The organism is Rhodobacteraceae bacterium LMO-JJ12, from assembly GCA_021555075.1.
In the GTDB taxonomy this organism is placed as follows: Bacteria; Pseudomonadota; Alphaproteobacteria; order Rhodobacterales; family Rhodobacteraceae; genus JAKGBX01.
Genome location: JAKGBX010000002.1, coordinates 32,957 through 46,763, shown reverse-complemented (window position 1 = coordinate 46,763; position 13,807 = coordinate 32,957). Strand labels below are relative to the sequence as shown.

Sequence of the window (13,807 nt, the reverse complement as noted above, 5' to 3'; positions counted from 1 at the left end):
AGCCCCACGCACGGAAGAAATGAATGACCAAGAACAAGTTTACCCGCGAAGATGCGCTGCAGTTTCATACCGATCCGACACCCGGCAAGTGGGAAATCAGCGCCACCGTGCCAATGACCACCCAACGTGATCTGTCGCTGGCCTATTCTCCCGGCGTCGCTGTTCCTTGCGAGGATATCGCCGCCAATCCCGAACTGGCTTATGACTATACCAACAAGGGCAATCTCGTCGCGGTCATCTCAAACGGCACGGCCGTTCTGGGCCTCGGAAATCTCGGCGCGCTCGGCTCCAAACCGGTGATGGAGGGCAAGGCGGTGCTGTTCAAACGCTTTGCCGATGTCAATTCGATCGACATCGAACTCGACACAGAAGACCCCGACGAAATCATCAACGCCGTGCGCCTGATGGGGCCGACATTCGGCGGCATCAACCTCGAAGATATCAAGGCGCCCGAGTGTTTCATCATCGAACAGACGCTTAAAGAGCAGATGGACATCCCGGTTTTTCACGATGACCAACACGGCACCGCCGTGATCTGCGCCGCCGGTCTGATCAACGCACTGCATATTTCAGGCAAGAAAATCGAAGATGTGAAGATCGTCCTCAATGGCGCGGGCGCTGCGGGCATTGCCTGTATCGAATTGCTCAAGCGCATGGGCGCGCGGCATGAGAACTGCATCACCTGCGACACCAAGGGCGTGATCTATCAGGGCCGCACCGAAGGCATGAACCAATGGAAATCGGCGCATGCCGTCGACACCAAACTGCGCACCCTCGAAGAGGCGATGCAGGGTGCCGATGTGTTCCTCGGTGTCTCGGCCAAAGGCGCTGTGACCCCCGCGATGGTCGCCGCGATGAACGACAATCCGGTCATCTTCGCCATGGCCAACCCCGATCCCGAAATCACGCCCGAAGAGGCGCATGCCGTGCGCGAAGATGCCATCGTCGCCACCGGACGCTCGGATTATCCAAATCAGGTCAACAACGTGCTTGGCTTTCCGTATCTCTTTCGCGGCGCGCTCGACATTCATGCGCGTGCCATCAACGACGAGATGAAAATCGCCTGCGCCGAGGCCCTGGCCGCACTCGCGCGCGAAGATGTGCCCGACGAAGTTGCCGTCGCCTATGGTAAAAAGCTGACCTTTGGGCGCGATTACATCATTCCAACGCCGTTCGATCCGCGCCTGATCCACACCATTCCGCCCGCCGTAGCGCGCGCGGGCATGGATACAGGTGCCGCGCGCCGTCCGATCATCGACATGGACGCATACGAACTGACGCTGAAAAGCCGGATGGACCCGACTGCGGCTATTCTGCGCGGTCTCAATGCCCGCGCCCGCGCGGCACAGGCCACGATGATCTTCGCCGAAGGTGACGATCCGCGCGTGTTGCGCGCCGCCGTGCAATATCAACGTGCCGGCATGGGCAAGGCCATCGTGGTCGGTCGCGAAAGCGACGTGACCCAAAAGCTGACAGCCGAAGGCATGGCCGACGCGGTGAGCGAACTGGAAGTCGTCAACGCCGCCAACACACCGCATCTCGCGGAATACAAAGATTTTCTCTATAATCGTCTACAACGCAAAGGCTTTGATCGGCACGACATTCACCGCCTCGCCGCACGTGACCGCCATGTATTCGCCGCGCTCATGGTGGCCCATGGCCATGGCGATGCACTGGTTACGGGGGCAACCCGCAAATCTTCGCATGTCCTCGATCTGATGAATCATGTATTCGATGCCGATGCAGAACATGGTGCCGTCGGCGTCACCGCCGTGCTACACAAGGGCCGGATCGTGCTCATTGCCGACACGCTGGTGCATGAATGGCCCGATGAAGAAGATCTCGCCAATATCGCTGAACGTTCGGCAGATGTGGCCCGCCATCTCGGGCTCGAACCGCGCGTCGCCTTCGTGTCTTTCTCGACCTACGGCTACCCCCGGTCCGAACGGGCGGAAAAGATGCACCTCGCCCCCGAAGTGCTTGATACGCGAGCGGTCGACTTCGAATATGATGGCGAAATGACGGTCGATGTGGCGCTCAATCCCGCCACTCGGGCCGCTTATCCGTTCTCGCGTCTTTCCGGACCGGCCAATATTCTCATTGTCCCGGCCAGACATTCGGCCTCTATCTCGGTCAAGCTGATGCAGGAAATGGCAGGTGCAACGGTAATTGGGCCGATTCTTGCCGGTGTGGATAACTCGATTCAGATTTGTTCCTCTAACTCGACAGTGAACGATATCCTCAACATGGCGGTTCTGGCAGCCTGCAAGGTTGGCTAAAGCGCCCCGCGTGGGAGGGCGGCAATGACAATTTACAATCTCGGCTCAATCAATGCCGATCTGTTCTATTCTGTGCCGCATCTGCCTACACCCGGCGAAACCTTGGCGGCTACCGCCTATTCCACCGGGCTGGGCGGTAAGGGTGCCAATCAATCTGTCGCCGCCGCGCTGGCGGGCTCAACGGTGATTCACATCGGCGCCATCGGGCGCGATGGTCTTTGGACAGTGCAACGCTTGCGCGAATTTGGCGTCGATACCGCCCACGTGTCGACCCTTGATACACCCACTGCGCATGCCATCATCAATGTCGACCCGCGCGGTGAAAATGCCATCGTCATCTTTCCCGGCGCAAACATGGAACAGTCTCTAACACAGGTGCAATCCACCCTTTCTGCGGCCAGCATCGGTGACATGCTGATCCTTCAGAACGAAACAAACCTGACGCTAGAAGCCGCCGAAATCGCCAAATCCCGCGGCCTTGACGTGATCTATTCCGCCGCACCCTTTTCCGCTTCTGCGGTGCGCGAAATGCTACCCTTTACCGACATGCTGGTGATGAACGCGGTTGAAGCCGCCCAGCTCAGCAAATCCCTCGGAATTGAACTCAAGCGCCTCGACGTGCCGCATCTCCTGATCACCCACGGCAGCGATGGGGCGACCTGGCACGACCTACAGGATGATCAGGAAATCCATGTTCCGGCCTTCGCGGCCACCCCGGTCGATACCACCGGCGCAGGCGATTGCTTCATCGGCACTCTTGCTGCTGGCCTTGATCAAGGGCTCGACAAGACCCAAGCCATGCGCCGCGCCGCCGCCGCCTCTGCCATTCAGGTCACGCGCCCCGGCACCGCCGACGCGATCCCGACTGCGCAAGAGGTTGATACTTTCCTGCTCCGAAACACCCCGCCAGAAGAGCCTCTGATCCTGCGCAATTCGTCGTCCTGAAATTGCCTCGCACTGTCCCTATTGACTAGCCGGCAAACGGCGCCGCACTACCCCAAAGCTGCTTCACCCGTGCGTCACGGCCACATCCCTTGCGATAAAAATCATACGCGGTTGCCTGCGTTTTCGGCCCGCCCCGCGTCAGCACCAGGCTCTTGCCTTTGTAATAGTTCTGATGGTCATCCTCGGCCTCATAAAACGTCGCCGCATTCAGAATTGGCGTAACGATCTTCCGCCCCAAAGCGCTCTGCGCCTCGGCGCGCGCCTTCTCGGCAATCGCCTTTTCCGCTGCGTTAGAGACGAAAATCGCCGTGCGATAGCTGTCACCCCGGTCACAAAACTGCCCGCCCGCATCTGTCGGATCAACCGAGCGGAAGAACAAGTTGAGCAGGGTCTCGCGGCTCACTTTCCCCGCATCAAAGATGATCTTCACCGCCTCATAGTGGCCGGTTCCGCCACGCACCACTTGCTTATAAGTCGGGTTCTTGACGGTGCCGCCGGTATACCCTGACACCGCCTCGATCACGCCGGACACCTTCTCGAAATCCGCCTCAACACACCAGAAGCAACCGCCCGCCACGATCAACGTCTCGCGCGGTCCGGCATCCGCCTTGTGACCGTGCAACAGCAACGCCACCGCGATCAGCAGGCTCAGGATAATCGGCTTCAGGTTTCGCAATGATTTGATCATGACACGGTCCTCTCACATTTCGACCCCCACGATGGCGCGTCAAACCCGTTTCGCCAATCCCATGAAACCAGATGTCACGCAGTGGTGAGCACACGTGACCCCTTGGCATTGACACAAAACGCTTTAGCCTGCCCGCAACAAAGGAGCGCGCCGCATGCAAGATCACGTCACCACCCATCAGGCTCAGGACGACGCCCGCAATGAATCGATCCTTATCTGGCTCAATGGCTCTCTCGTCCCCAAGGCTGACGCGCTTGTGTCGGTCTATGACAGCGGCTTCATGCTGGGCGACGGCGTATGGGAAGGATTGCGCCTTTATGACGGCACATGGGCCTTTCTCGATGAGCATATGGATCGCCTGTTCGAGGCTGCCAAAGCCATTGATCTCGACATTGGCATGACGCGGGATCAGGTCATTTCAGCCTTGTTAGAGACCCAATCTGCCAATGCCATGACCACGGATGCCCACGCCCGCCTTATGGTCACCCGCGGTGTGAAAACCCGCCCGTTCCAACACCCCTCGCTTAGCCGCCAAGGCCCCACGATCACGATCATCATGGAGCATTCGCGCCCCTCCATTCCGCGCCCGATCCGCCTTGCCACGGTGCCGCATATTCGCGGCCTGCCGATGACACAGGATCCCAAGCTCAACTCGCATTCCAAGCTCAACTGCATCCTGGCCTGCATCGCGGCGGAAAAGGCCGGCGCCGATGAGGCCCTGATGCTCGACGTGCATGGCTTTGTGAACACCACCAATGCCTGCAATTTCTTTATCGTGCGCAAAGGCGCCGTCTGGACCAGCACGGGTGACTATTGCATGAACGGCATCACCCGCCAGAAAGTGATCGACCTCTGCCGCGCCAACGACATCCCGGTGTTTGAGCGCAATTATTCGCTGGTCGATGCCTACGGCGCCGATGAAGCCTTTCTCACCGGCACCTTCGGCGCACAAACCCCCGTGGCGTCGATCGACGGCCGACAAATCGGCGATGGAGATATGGGTCCGGTAACAGAGAGGCTTCGACACCTCTACAAATCACTTATTCAAAGTAGCGTGGATTGATCATGAAACAACTTCTACTTCTTCCCGCCGTAACCCTGGCTCTGAGCGCCTGCATGGAGCCTCAGCCAACCAACACTGCCCCGACCTTCGACCAGATCACCTGGGACGAGGCCAAAACACTGCTCGCAAAGTGCCGAGTCGACACGGTCTATCAATCTCACCAGCTCGATGTGATTCTGACACTGAAAGACGGCACGCAGAAAGCAACGGTCGAACCCGGCCTTGATGTGATCTTTCACGAAGTTGGGGCGCATCCCGAATGCGGTCACGTTGGCGTCATTACTGAATAATCGCCCACACACCATCCCGTAACAGATGCCTCCACGGCACACCATTTCACAAAGGTCTTCAAGCATGCGTATCGCAATGTGGTCCGGCCCCCGCAACCTCTCCACCGCCATGATGTATGCCTTCGCCGCCCGCCCCGATTGTGCCGTGGTGGATGAGCCGTTCTATGCCGCCTACCTGGCAAAAACCGGCCTCGCTCACCCGATGCGCGCCGAAATTCTCGCCGCGCAACCGCAGGATCCGGCAGCGGTGGAACAAGCCCTAACAGGCTCTATTCCTGCCCAAAAGTCGCATTTCTACCAAAAGCATATGACCCAGCACATGATCCCCGGCATGCCGCGCGGCTGGATGTCCGAGGTCAGCAATGTTTTCCTCATTCGCCACCCCGCCCGCGTGGTTGCGAGCTTCTCAGCGAAATATGAAAACCCGTCGATCATGGATATCGGCTTCCTGCAACAGGGCGAACTCTTCGACCATGTCTGCGCGTCGGGCGGCACCCCCGTGGTTATCGACAGCTCCGATATCCGTCGCGATCCCGAAAAGATGCTCAAGCGTCTTTGTGCCGCCATTGGCCTCGATTGGACTCCCGCGATGCTGTCTTGGCCTTCGGGCGGTCATGCAGACGATGGCGTCTGGGCGGCGCATTGGTATGGCGCGGTGCATCGCTCCACCGGCTTTGCCCCGGCAGAAGGCCCGCTTCCCTATCTCGCGCCCGAAGCCGCCGCATTGGCCGAACAAGCGATGGACTCCTACCGCAAACTCGCCGCTGAGAAGCTTTAACCCTTCGTTGATCCGCACGCTGCGTTAACCGCTGTCGCTGGCGGGCAAGCCCGCTCAGACGGCAGCCGGGAGTCAGCCAAATGTCAGCCGGGAGTCACCCCCCCCCGATTCGCCAGGCAAAAGATAGGTTAACCTTTTCCCGAAAGCCTCCGGTCACGCATCGCCAGAAGCCGCAGGCGCAGCGCGTTCAGCTTGATGAAGCCCGCTGCGTCCTGCTGGTCATAGGCACCGGCGTCATCCTCAAAGGTCACATGCTCTTCGCTATAAAGCGAATGCTCTGACCAACGGCCCACGGTCCGCGCCAAGCCCTTGTAAAGCTTCAATCTTACGGTCCCGGTCACGTGTTCCTGGCTCTTGTCAATCGCCGCCTGAAGCATGTCACGTTCGGGGCTGTACCAGAACCCGTTATAGATCAGCTCGGCATATTGCGGCATCAACTGGTCCTTCAGGTGCATCGCACCCCGGTCCATCGTAATGCTCTCAATACCACGATGCGCCTCAAGCAGAACAGTCCCGCCAGGTGTCTCATAGATCCCGCGCGACTTCATTCCGACAAACCGACCCTCAACCAGATCAAGCCGCCCGATGCCATGTTTTCCGCCCAATTCATTAAGCTTTGTCAGGATGTTAGCCGGGCTCATCGCCTCGCCATTGATGCTCACCGCATCGCCTTTTTCAAAGCCGATCTCGACAAATTCCGGCGTATTCGGCGCATCCTCAGGATTCACCGTGCGCTGATAGACATAATCGGGCGCATCCACAGCCGGGTCTTCCAGAACCTTACCCTCGGACGAGGTGTGCAGCAGGTTCGCATCAACCGAGAACGGCGCTTCCCCGCGCTTGTCCTTGGCAATCGGAATCTGATTTTTCTCTGCGAAATCAAGCAGCTTGGTGCGGCTGGTCAAATCCCATTCCCGCCACGGCGCGATCACCTTGATATCCGGGTTCAGCGCATAAGCGGCCAACTCAAAGCGCACCTGATCGTTGCCCTTGCCCGTAGCCCCATGTGCCACCGCATCGGCCCCGGTCTCGGCCGCAATCTCGATCAGGCGCTTGGAAATCAGCGGCCGCGCAATCGACGTGCCCAGCAGGTAAAGCCCCTCATACTGCGCATTGGCGCGAAACATCGGGAACACAAAATCACGCACAAACTCTTCGCGCACATCTTCAATGAAGATATTTTCCGGTTTAATCCCAAGCAGTTCTGCCTTCTTGCGCGCTGGTTCCAGCTCTTCACCCTGCCCCAGATCGGCAGTGAATGTCACCACCTCGCAATCATATTCGGTTTGCAGCCATTTCAGGATGATCGAGGTATCAAGACCCCCGGAATAAGCGAGCACAACTTTCTTCGGCGCAGACATTGGATTTTCCCTTCATATCGTCACGGCGCGATTATCGGGTTTTGCGTCGCAGAGCAAGGCGCGGGGCTTGCTTCTGGCGATCTGCAACGCCTATTGAAGACCATGAGCTTTCAACAAGATTTTCATACCCGCGCCCGTCAGGCCGAACGCGCCATGCGTCAGGTGTTCCCCCAAACGCCGTTGCAACGCAACATTCATCTTTCCGAAAGGTTTGGCTGCGACATTTGGTTGAAACGCGAAGATCTGTCGCCTGTGCGCTCTTACAAACTGCGCGGTGCGTTCAACGCGATGCGCAAGGTGCTCGATGTGGCGCCTGCGTCTCGGCTTTTTGTTTGCGCCTCTGCGGGCAACCACGCGCAGGGGGTGGCTTTCATGTGCCAGCATTTCGGCGTGCGTGGTGTAATCTTCATGCCGGTGACAACGCCGCAACAGAAAATCCAGAAAACCCGAATATTTGGCGGCGACACAATCGAGATTCGACTGGTCGGTGACTATTTCGATGACACATTGGCCGAAGCGCAGCGCTATTGCACCGCCCATAGCGGGCATTTTCTGGCGCCGTTCGACGATGCTGATGTAATCGAGGGTCAAGCTTCCGTTGCTGTCGAAATCGCCGATCAATTTGACGGCGCCCCGGATCACATCATCCTCCCCGTTGGTGGCGGGGGTCTTGCCGCGGGCGTGACGCAATATTTCGGCGATACCGTGCGCTATTCCCTGATCGAACCTTCTGGTGGGGCAAGCCTTGCCGCCGCGCTAAACGCGGGCGCGCCGGTCACACTCAAGAAGGTGGATAGCTTCGTCGATGGCGCCGCCGTCGCGCGGATCGGAAGCCGCCCATTCCAGATTCTCGCCGACACCCCGCCCGAGACCGTCTTTAATGCGCCCGAAGATCGTATCTGCACCACCATGCTCGAAATGCTCAATGTCGAAGGCATCGTTCTTGAACCCGCCGGCGCGCTGGCAATTGATGCGTTGGTCGACGTGGCAGATCAGATCGTGGGCAAACAGGTCGTCTGCATTACCTCAGGCGGCAATTTTGATTTTGAACGTTTGCCTGAGGTCAAGGAGCGTGCGCAACGCTATTTGGGCATGAAAAAATACTTCATCCTCCGCCTACCGCAGCGCCCAGGTGCTCTCAAAGAGTTCCTCGGCATTCTTGGTCCGGATGATGACATCGCACGATTCGAATACCTGAAGAAATCCGCACGCAATTTTGGCTCGGTCCTGATCGGCATTGAAACCCTGGCACCCGAGAATTTCGATGCGCTCTTTGCTCGCCTCAACAAGGCCGGGTTTACCTATCAGGATATCACCCGCGACGAGGTGTTGTCTGGGTTCCTGATCTGACGATCAAGCCGCGAGCCGTGCTTTCAATTCAGCCAGAAACTTGCACTTGGAGCGATCATAGGATTCGGTAATCGCGCCCAAATCTATGCGATGATACGCACCGATTGCTGCGGCTTTTTCGCCTTCGGAACAGAGATTGGAAAACTCGCGAAAGCCGAGATTCAACGCGCTACCCTTCAATAAATGCAAACAGCGTTCGAGTGCGTTTCCATCCGCCAGATCTTTACGTAAATCCAGCACCGCCTCGTCAACTTCTTCTAGAAACAGGTCTAATACCTCGTCAAAATCCTCATCTCCGATGTCCTCTCTTAGTTCCGTAACCTTTTGCCAGTCGATCATCGTGAAGCCCCATTGTCGCACCTGCGATGAGAAAACTTTGCGACAAAAGGGTTAAGACCGCGTTTTCAGATTCCAATTTGGCCGCGGAACTTCCGCAAACTTTAGATTTCACGGGTTGTTAAATCTCCGCATTTATACAGAGAGAAAGCTTGTCCAAACACGGTCTATCGCGTCACTACTCATGAAACAGCTCCTTTCAGATACACAGGAATGCTCACCAAGAACCGAGGCCGATTCAGCCTGTGCGCGCACGATTCTGGTCGTTGACGACAGCCGCCTGCAACGCAGGATTCTGCAAGCCTCTCTATCACGGTGGGGTTATCATGTTCTCGAGGCGGAATCCGGTGAACAGGCCTTGCAGATCTGCGCCCAGACCGAACCGGATATGGTGATCAGCGACTGGATGATGCCGGGAATCGACGGTCTGGAATTCTGCAAGGAATTCCGCAAAATGAAACGGTCGAGTTATGGCTATTTCATTCTCTTGACGTCAAAAAGCGAGAAGAACGAGGTTGCCAAGGGACTCGACAATGGTGCCGACGACTTCCTGACCAAACCAGTTAACCCAGCAGAGTTACGTGCGCGGCTGACAGCCGGGGATCGCATTTTGCGAATGGAAAGCGAACTGACCGAAAAGAACCGCTTGGTCGCCGCAACTCTGCAAGAACTGCAGTCGCTCTACGATTCAATCGACAGTGATCTGCTGGAGGCCAAGAAGCTGCAACAATCTTTGGTGCGCGAGCATTACCATGACTTTGCAAGCGCCCAGGTTTCCCTGTTGTTGCAATCAAGTGGGCATGTCGGCGGTGATTTGGTTGGCTTCTTTCAGATCAACGAAAAGCGAATCGGACTATTTGCAATTGATGTCTCTGGCCATGGAATCAGCTCTGCGCTGATGACCGCTCGACTCGCCGGGTATTTGTCGTCCGCCTCCCCTGAACAGAATATCGCCATGGAAGAGGCGCCGGGCGGCGGGTATCGCCCGGTTGCGCCCGCCAAGGTGATCGAGCATCTCAATCGACTCGTGCTGGAAGAGATGGAAACCGAGCATTATTTCACCCTGCTTCTGGCCAATCTCAACCTCGAATCCGGGCGGATACGTATGGCGCAGGCGGGACACCCGCATCCTTTGGTACAGCGACGTAATGGCCAGATAGTTCAGAGCGGACCGGGTGGGCTTCCCGTCGGGCTGATTGCGGGCGCGCAATACGATGAGTTTGAAACCATACTGGCGCCCGGAGATCGCCTGTTGATCTTTTCAGACGGTATTGTCGAATGCCCTTCGCCAACTGGTCAGCTGCTTGAAGAAGAGGGCCTTGAAAAGATAATGCGAGAGCTGTCCGATTCCTCTGGCCCCCCCCTTCTCGAGGCGCTGACCTGGAAGTTGTCGGATTTTGCCGGTGACCGTGATTTCCCTGACGACATCTCGGCTATTTTGGTCGAGTTTCAGAGTCCGCCTGCATAGCGATTGGCAAAATGTCGGTCACCCGGATTCGCAAGAACTTGCGCCGCGCTCCGAATGCTCATCCATACCGCCTGATGACCAATCTCCATCGGTGGGCCGAGCGCGCGCACTGGTCGAGCGACATATATCTCGCACAGTTTTTCAGCCCAGAGATCGTATTCCGGCATATAGGTGAATCGTCGAAACGCCCCCAGTCGGCGCGGGTTAGCAATCCGCCAGCCGGTTTCTTCACGCACTTCGCGATGCAAGGCTTGTATCGGTGATTCGCCGCTCTCTATACCGCCACCGGGTAATTGAAACTCCTCGAAGGGAGCATCCTGAAAGGTCACCAACAGGTCTTTACCCATCGGCAAAAGAGCATAAACGCCACGTCGCAGCACATACTTTTGACCACGTATCGGAGGTCTGCCAAATCTTTTTATCATCCACTCTCCTTGGAGCCCCCCTTGTCGGCCCTATATCAACGCGATATGCCAACACCCGGCCTTTAAGGAAACCCCATGACGCTTGGACAGAAAATCGCGTGGGACGACACGATCCTGCCGTTCCAACTTGACAGATCAGACATTCGCGGGCGCGTTGCCCGTCTTGATGGCGTGCTTGGCGGCATTTTAAGCCAACACGACTACCCAGCCCCAGTAGAGGCACTTGTCGCCGAAATGGTATTGCTGACCGCACTGATCGGTCAGACGATAAAACTTCGCTGGAAGCTGTCTTTGCAAGTGCAGTCGAAAGGTCCGGTCCGGATGATCGCGACTGATTACTTTGCTCCCGAGGAAGAAGGCGGCAGCGCCAAGATACGTGCCTACGCAAGTTTTGATCAGGATCGAATCACCTCTGGTAAGCCGTTTGAACAGATTGGCGAGGGCTATTTCGCAGTCCTGATCGACCAAGGCGAGGGCATGACACCCTATCAGGGAATTACGCCGATTGCAGGCAACTCGCTTTCGGATTGTGCCGAGGCATACTTCGCCCAATCCGAACAACTTCCGACGCGTTTCTCACTCGGCTTTGGGAAATCCACCCAACCCGGCCTTGCTGAACATTGGCGCGCTGGCGGTGTGATGCTGCAACATATGCCCAAGTCTTCGCCCTTGTTGAAACCGATCGAAGACGAAACCGCCGCCCGCCTGCTGCGTTCAGACGATCTTCTGAACGAGGATGACGGCGAGAACTGGAAACGCGCAAACATGCTGCTCGATACCGTCGAAGATCTGGAGTTGATCGGTCCGATGGTTCCGCCAAATGAACTGTTGGTGCGCTTGTTTCACGAGGAAGGCCCCCGAGTGTTCGATTCGCAAACGCTGCGCTTCGGCTGCACCTGCTCGGAAGATCGGGTGCGCCAAAGCCTGTCGATCTATTCTGCGCGCGACATTGAAACAATGACAACCGATGAGGGTCGCGTTACCGCAGACTGCCAGTTCTGCGGAAAACACTATGATCTTGACCCGAAAACAGTTGGCTTCGAAGCAGATGGGAACGGGGATGGCACAGTCTGATCCCCTTCAAATGGTGTCCGCCGCGCTGGCGCGCGGTGCCAAGGCATCATCCGATTTCGATCTGAACCCTGAAACAGATCTGCCTGAAAGTCGCAAACTGCGTCCGGCTGGTGTTCTGGTGCCGTTTCTTGTGCGCGAAAATAAAGTTGAAGTCATCCTGACAAAACGCGCATCCGGGTTGAAACATCATCCCGGTCAAATTGCGTTTCCCGGTGGAAAACAGGACGATACTGATGCCGATGCCGTGGCAGCCGCGCTTCGAGAGGCGCATGAGGAAATCGGGCTCGTTCCATCGAATGTCGAAGTGCTGGGCACGATGGCCTCGCACGAAACGGTCACTGGTTTTAACGTTACGCCAGTCCTTGGGCGGGTGCGCGCACCTTTCGAATACCTGCCCGAGCCGCAGGAAGTCGATGAAGTGTTCCAAGTGCCGCTCGATCTTCTCGGCAATCCCGACCGCTATCGCATCCAATCGCGATATTGGCTCGGACGGCGGCGCTATTACTACACGGTTCCGTTCGGCCCCTACTATATCTGGGGGGCAACGGCTCGCATCCTATGCAGCTTGGCCAACAGCATGTGCGCGGAATGAATATCACCGGCGAATGGCTAACCAACCCACACACCCAAGCGGTTTGCCATGCGCTTGAAAATGCAGGTTATCAGGCGTTGTTCGTCGGAGGGTGCGTGCGCAACGCCCTTCTCGGCGTGCCGGTGGGAGATATCGACATAGCAACTGACGCCACCCCAGAGGTGGTAACGGAAATCCAGACCCAGGCAGGCTTCAAGGTTGTTCCTACCGGTATAGATCATGGCACTGTTACCGTGATTGCCAAGGGTATTCCGCACGAATTGACCACCTTTCGCCACGATGTCGAAACCGACGGCCGCCGCGCCGTTGTCGCGTTTTCAAACAATGTAGCAGATGATGCGCGCCGTCGTGATTTTACCATGAACGCGCTTTATGCCGATGCCTCTGGCACGGTTATCGATCCGCTGGGCGGGCTTGGCGACCTTCAGGTCAGGTATGTTCGTTTCATTGAAAACGCAGATGACCGGATTCGTGAAGACTACCTCAGAACGCTGCGGTTTTTCCGGTTCCACGCTTGGTATGGCGACCCCCAAGGTGGGTTGGATCAAGACGGTTTGGCCGCGATTGCGCAGAATCTGGAGGGGCTTGATCGTCTGTCACATGAGCGTGTTGGAGCGGAGATGAAAAAGCTGCTCGGCGCCCCGGACCCTGCGCAATCCTTAGCGGCGATGCGGGCAACAGGCGTATTACACCGCATTCTGCCCGGTGCCGATGACAAGGCGATCGGCCCGCTTGTGCATCTCGAAACGCTGCATGACATCGCGCCAGACGCGCTAAGACGACTTGCGGTGATCGGTGGCGAAGATCCAATCAGCCGGTTCCGTCTCTCCAAGAAAGAGGCTCAAAGACTATCCGTTCTCCGTGCTGGGTCAGAAAGCGCCGAAATCCCCATGCGGTTGGGGTATTTCTTCGGTTTTGATCAAGCTCGTGACATCCTCCTGCTTAGAGCTGCACTGCTCGAAACACCACTTGCCGAGGAATCTTTGGCCGATTGCCAAAGTGGCGCGTTGGCACGGTTTCCCGTGAAACCCGCCGATCTGATGCCCGAACTTTCGGGCCCGGCACTCGGTCAGCGGCTTAAACAGCTCGAAACCGAATGGATCAATTCCGGCTTTGCTCTTAGCGCTGCAGAGCTTTTGGGAACACCGGAAGAGTGAG

Annotated in this window: 14 protein-coding genes; 10 read left to right on the top strand and 4 right to left on the bottom strand. The window is 57.2% G+C overall.

What is annotated here, in order from left to right; genetic code table 11:
- Window positions 1-23: 23 nt before the first annotated feature.
- Both LZG00_12275 and LZG00_12270 read left to right on the top strand, forming a co-directional pair.
- A complete protein-coding gene (locus tag LZG00_12275; protein MCF3594772.1) occupies window positions 24-2,279 on the top strand; it encodes an NADP-dependent malic enzyme in 2,256 nt (751 codons plus the stop codon).
- Window positions 2,280-2,303: 24 nt separating this feature from the next.
- Window positions 2,304-3,224 (top strand): ribokinase, encoded by a 921-nt coding sequence (locus LZG00_12270; protein MCF3594771.1) that lies wholly within the window; start codon window positions 2,304-2,306, stop codon window positions 3,222-3,224.
- A 25-nt stretch (window positions 3,225-3,249) separates the two neighbouring features.
- Here the strand turns inward: LZG00_12270 and msrA are convergent, their stop codons facing one another.
- Window positions 3,250-3,912, bottom strand: coding sequence for a peptide-methionine (S)-S-oxide reductase MsrA (gene msrA, locus LZG00_12265; GenBank protein MCF3594770.1), 663 nt, complete (start codon window positions 3,910-3,912; stop codon window positions 3,250-3,252).
- 154 nt (window positions 3,913-4,066) lie between these two features.
- Here msrA and LZG00_12260 point away from each other — a divergent pair, with 154 nt between their 5' ends.
- The 3 genes from LZG00_12260 to LZG00_12250 all read left to right on the top strand — a co-directional run bounded on the left by LZG00_12260 (window position 4,067) and on the right by LZG00_12250 (window position 6,043).
- The gene (locus tag LZG00_12260) at window positions 4,067-4,975 is read left to right on the top strand and encodes a D-amino acid aminotransferase (GenBank protein MCF3594769.1); all 909 of its coding nucleotides are present in this window, start codon (window positions 4,067-4,069) and stop codon (window positions 4,973-4,975) included.
- Between the two features lie 2 nt (window positions 4,976-4,977).
- A complete protein-coding gene (locus LZG00_12255) occupies window positions 4,978-5,265 on the top strand; it encodes a hypothetical protein (protein MCF3594768.1) in 288 nt (95 codons plus the stop codon).
- 64 nt (window positions 5,266-5,329) lie between these two features.
- A complete protein-coding gene (locus LZG00_12250) occupies window positions 5,330-6,043 on the top strand; it encodes an HAD family hydrolase (GenBank protein MCF3594767.1) in 714 nt (237 codons plus the stop codon).
- Between the two features lie 128 nt (window positions 6,044-6,171).
- Here the strand turns inward: LZG00_12250 and LZG00_12245 are convergent, their stop codons facing one another.
- Window positions 6,172-7,404, bottom strand: coding sequence for an argininosuccinate synthase (locus LZG00_12245; GenBank protein MCF3594766.1), 1,233 nt, complete (start codon window positions 7,402-7,404; stop codon window positions 6,172-6,174).
- A gap of 102 nt (window positions 7,405-7,506) precedes the next feature.
- On the opposite strand from LZG00_12245, the gene ilvA reads away from it, so the two are divergent.
- Window positions 7,507-8,754, top strand: a complete 1,248-nt coding sequence (gene ilvA / locus LZG00_12240; protein ID MCF3594765.1) for a threonine ammonia-lyase IlvA — start codon at window positions 7,507-7,509, stop codon at window positions 8,752-8,754.
- Window positions 8,755-8,757: 3 nt separating this feature from the next.
- Here the strand turns inward: ilvA and LZG00_12235 are convergent, their stop codons facing one another.
- A complete protein-coding gene (locus LZG00_12235) occupies window positions 8,758-9,093 on the bottom strand; it encodes an Hpt domain-containing protein (GenBank protein ID MCF3594764.1) in 336 nt (111 codons plus the stop codon).
- Between the two features lie 181 nt (window positions 9,094-9,274).
- Between LZG00_12235 and LZG00_12230 the strand changes: the two genes are divergently transcribed.
- Complete coding sequence (locus LZG00_12230) at window positions 9,275-10,558, top strand: SpoIIE family protein phosphatase (GenBank protein MCF3594763.1); 1,284 nt, start codon at window positions 9,275-9,277, stop codon at window positions 10,556-10,558.
- On the opposite strand, the gene LZG00_12225 is transcribed toward LZG00_12230, so the two are convergent.
- Window positions 10,540-10,983, bottom strand: coding sequence for an NUDIX hydrolase (locus LZG00_12225; protein ID MCF3594762.1), 444 nt, complete (start codon window positions 10,981-10,983; stop codon window positions 10,540-10,542). The two genes, LZG00_12230 and LZG00_12225, sit on opposite strands and share 19 nt — an antisense overlap.
- 75 nt (window positions 10,984-11,058) lie before the next feature.
- Between LZG00_12225 and LZG00_12220 the strand changes: the two genes are divergently transcribed.
- From LZG00_12220 to LZG00_12210, 3 genes are read left to right on the top strand one after another with little or no spacing between them, the layout of a single operon-like run.
- On the top strand, window positions 11,059-12,057 hold the full coding sequence (locus LZG00_12220; GenBank protein MCF3594761.1) for an Hsp33 family molecular chaperone HslO: 999 nt from the start codon (window positions 11,059-11,061) through the stop codon (window positions 12,055-12,057).
- Window positions 12,044-12,649, top strand: a complete 606-nt coding sequence (locus LZG00_12215; GenBank protein ID MCF3594760.1) for a CoA pyrophosphatase — start codon at window positions 12,044-12,046, stop codon at window positions 12,647-12,649. Before LZG00_12220 ends, LZG00_12215 begins: the two co-directional genes overlap by 14 nt.
- On the top strand, window positions 12,646-13,806 hold the full coding sequence (locus LZG00_12210) for a CCA tRNA nucleotidyltransferase (GenBank protein ID MCF3594759.1): 1,161 nt from the start codon (window positions 12,646-12,648) through the stop codon (window positions 13,804-13,806). The genes LZG00_12215 and LZG00_12210 overlap by 4 nt, the downstream gene beginning before the upstream one ends.
- Window position 13,807: the final 1 nt, after the last annotated feature.

What these genes read in the sequence shown, in the direction of transcription:
- LZG00_12220 (MCF3594761.1), top strand. Translation starts at nt 11,059, where the DNA reads ATGACGCTTGGACAGAAAATCGCGTGGGACGACACGATCCTGCCGTTC.
- LZG00_12275 (MCF3594772.1), top strand. Translation starts at nt 24, where the DNA reads ATGACCAAGAACAAGTTTACCCGCGAAGATGCGCTGCAGTTTCATACC.
- LZG00_12225 (MCF3594762.1), bottom strand. Translation starts at nt 10,983, where the DNA reads ATGATAAAAAGATTTGGCAGACCTCCGATACGTGGTCAAAAGTATGTG.
- LZG00_12215 (MCF3594760.1), top strand. Translation starts at nt 12,044, where the DNA reads ATGGCACAGTCTGATCCCCTTCAAATGGTGTCCGCCGCGCTGGCGCGC.
- LZG00_12245 (MCF3594766.1), bottom strand. Translation starts at nt 7,404, where the DNA reads ATGTCTGCGCCGAAGAAAGTTGTGCTCGCTTATTCCGGGGGTCTTGAT.
- LZG00_12270 (MCF3594771.1), top strand. Translation starts at nt 2,304, where the DNA reads ATGACAATTTACAATCTCGGCTCAATCAATGCCGATCTGTTCTATTCT.
- LZG00_12235 (MCF3594764.1), bottom strand. Translation starts at nt 9,093, where the DNA reads ATGATCGACTGGCAAAAGGTTACGGAACTAAGAGAGGACATCGGAGAT.
- LZG00_12210 (MCF3594759.1), top strand. Translation starts at nt 12,646, where the DNA reads ATGAATATCACCGGCGAATGGCTAACCAACCCACACACCCAAGCGGTT.
- msrA (MCF3594770.1), bottom strand. Translation starts at nt 3,912, where the DNA reads ATGATCAAATCATTGCGAAACCTGAAGCCGATTATCCTGAGCCTGCTG.
- LZG00_12255 (MCF3594768.1), top strand. Translation starts at nt 4,978, where the DNA reads ATGAAACAACTTCTACTTCTTCCCGCCGTAACCCTGGCTCTGAGCGCC.
- ilvA (MCF3594765.1), top strand. Translation starts at nt 7,507, where the DNA reads ATGAGCTTTCAACAAGATTTTCATACCCGCGCCCGTCAGGCCGAACGC.
- LZG00_12260 (MCF3594769.1), top strand. Translation starts at nt 4,067, where the DNA reads ATGCAAGATCACGTCACCACCCATCAGGCTCAGGACGACGCCCGCAAT.
- LZG00_12230 (MCF3594763.1), top strand. Translation starts at nt 9,275, where the DNA reads ATGAAACAGCTCCTTTCAGATACACAGGAATGCTCACCAAGAACCGAG.
- LZG00_12250 (MCF3594767.1), top strand. Translation starts at nt 5,330, where the DNA reads ATGCGTATCGCAATGTGGTCCGGCCCCCGCAACCTCTCCACCGCCATG.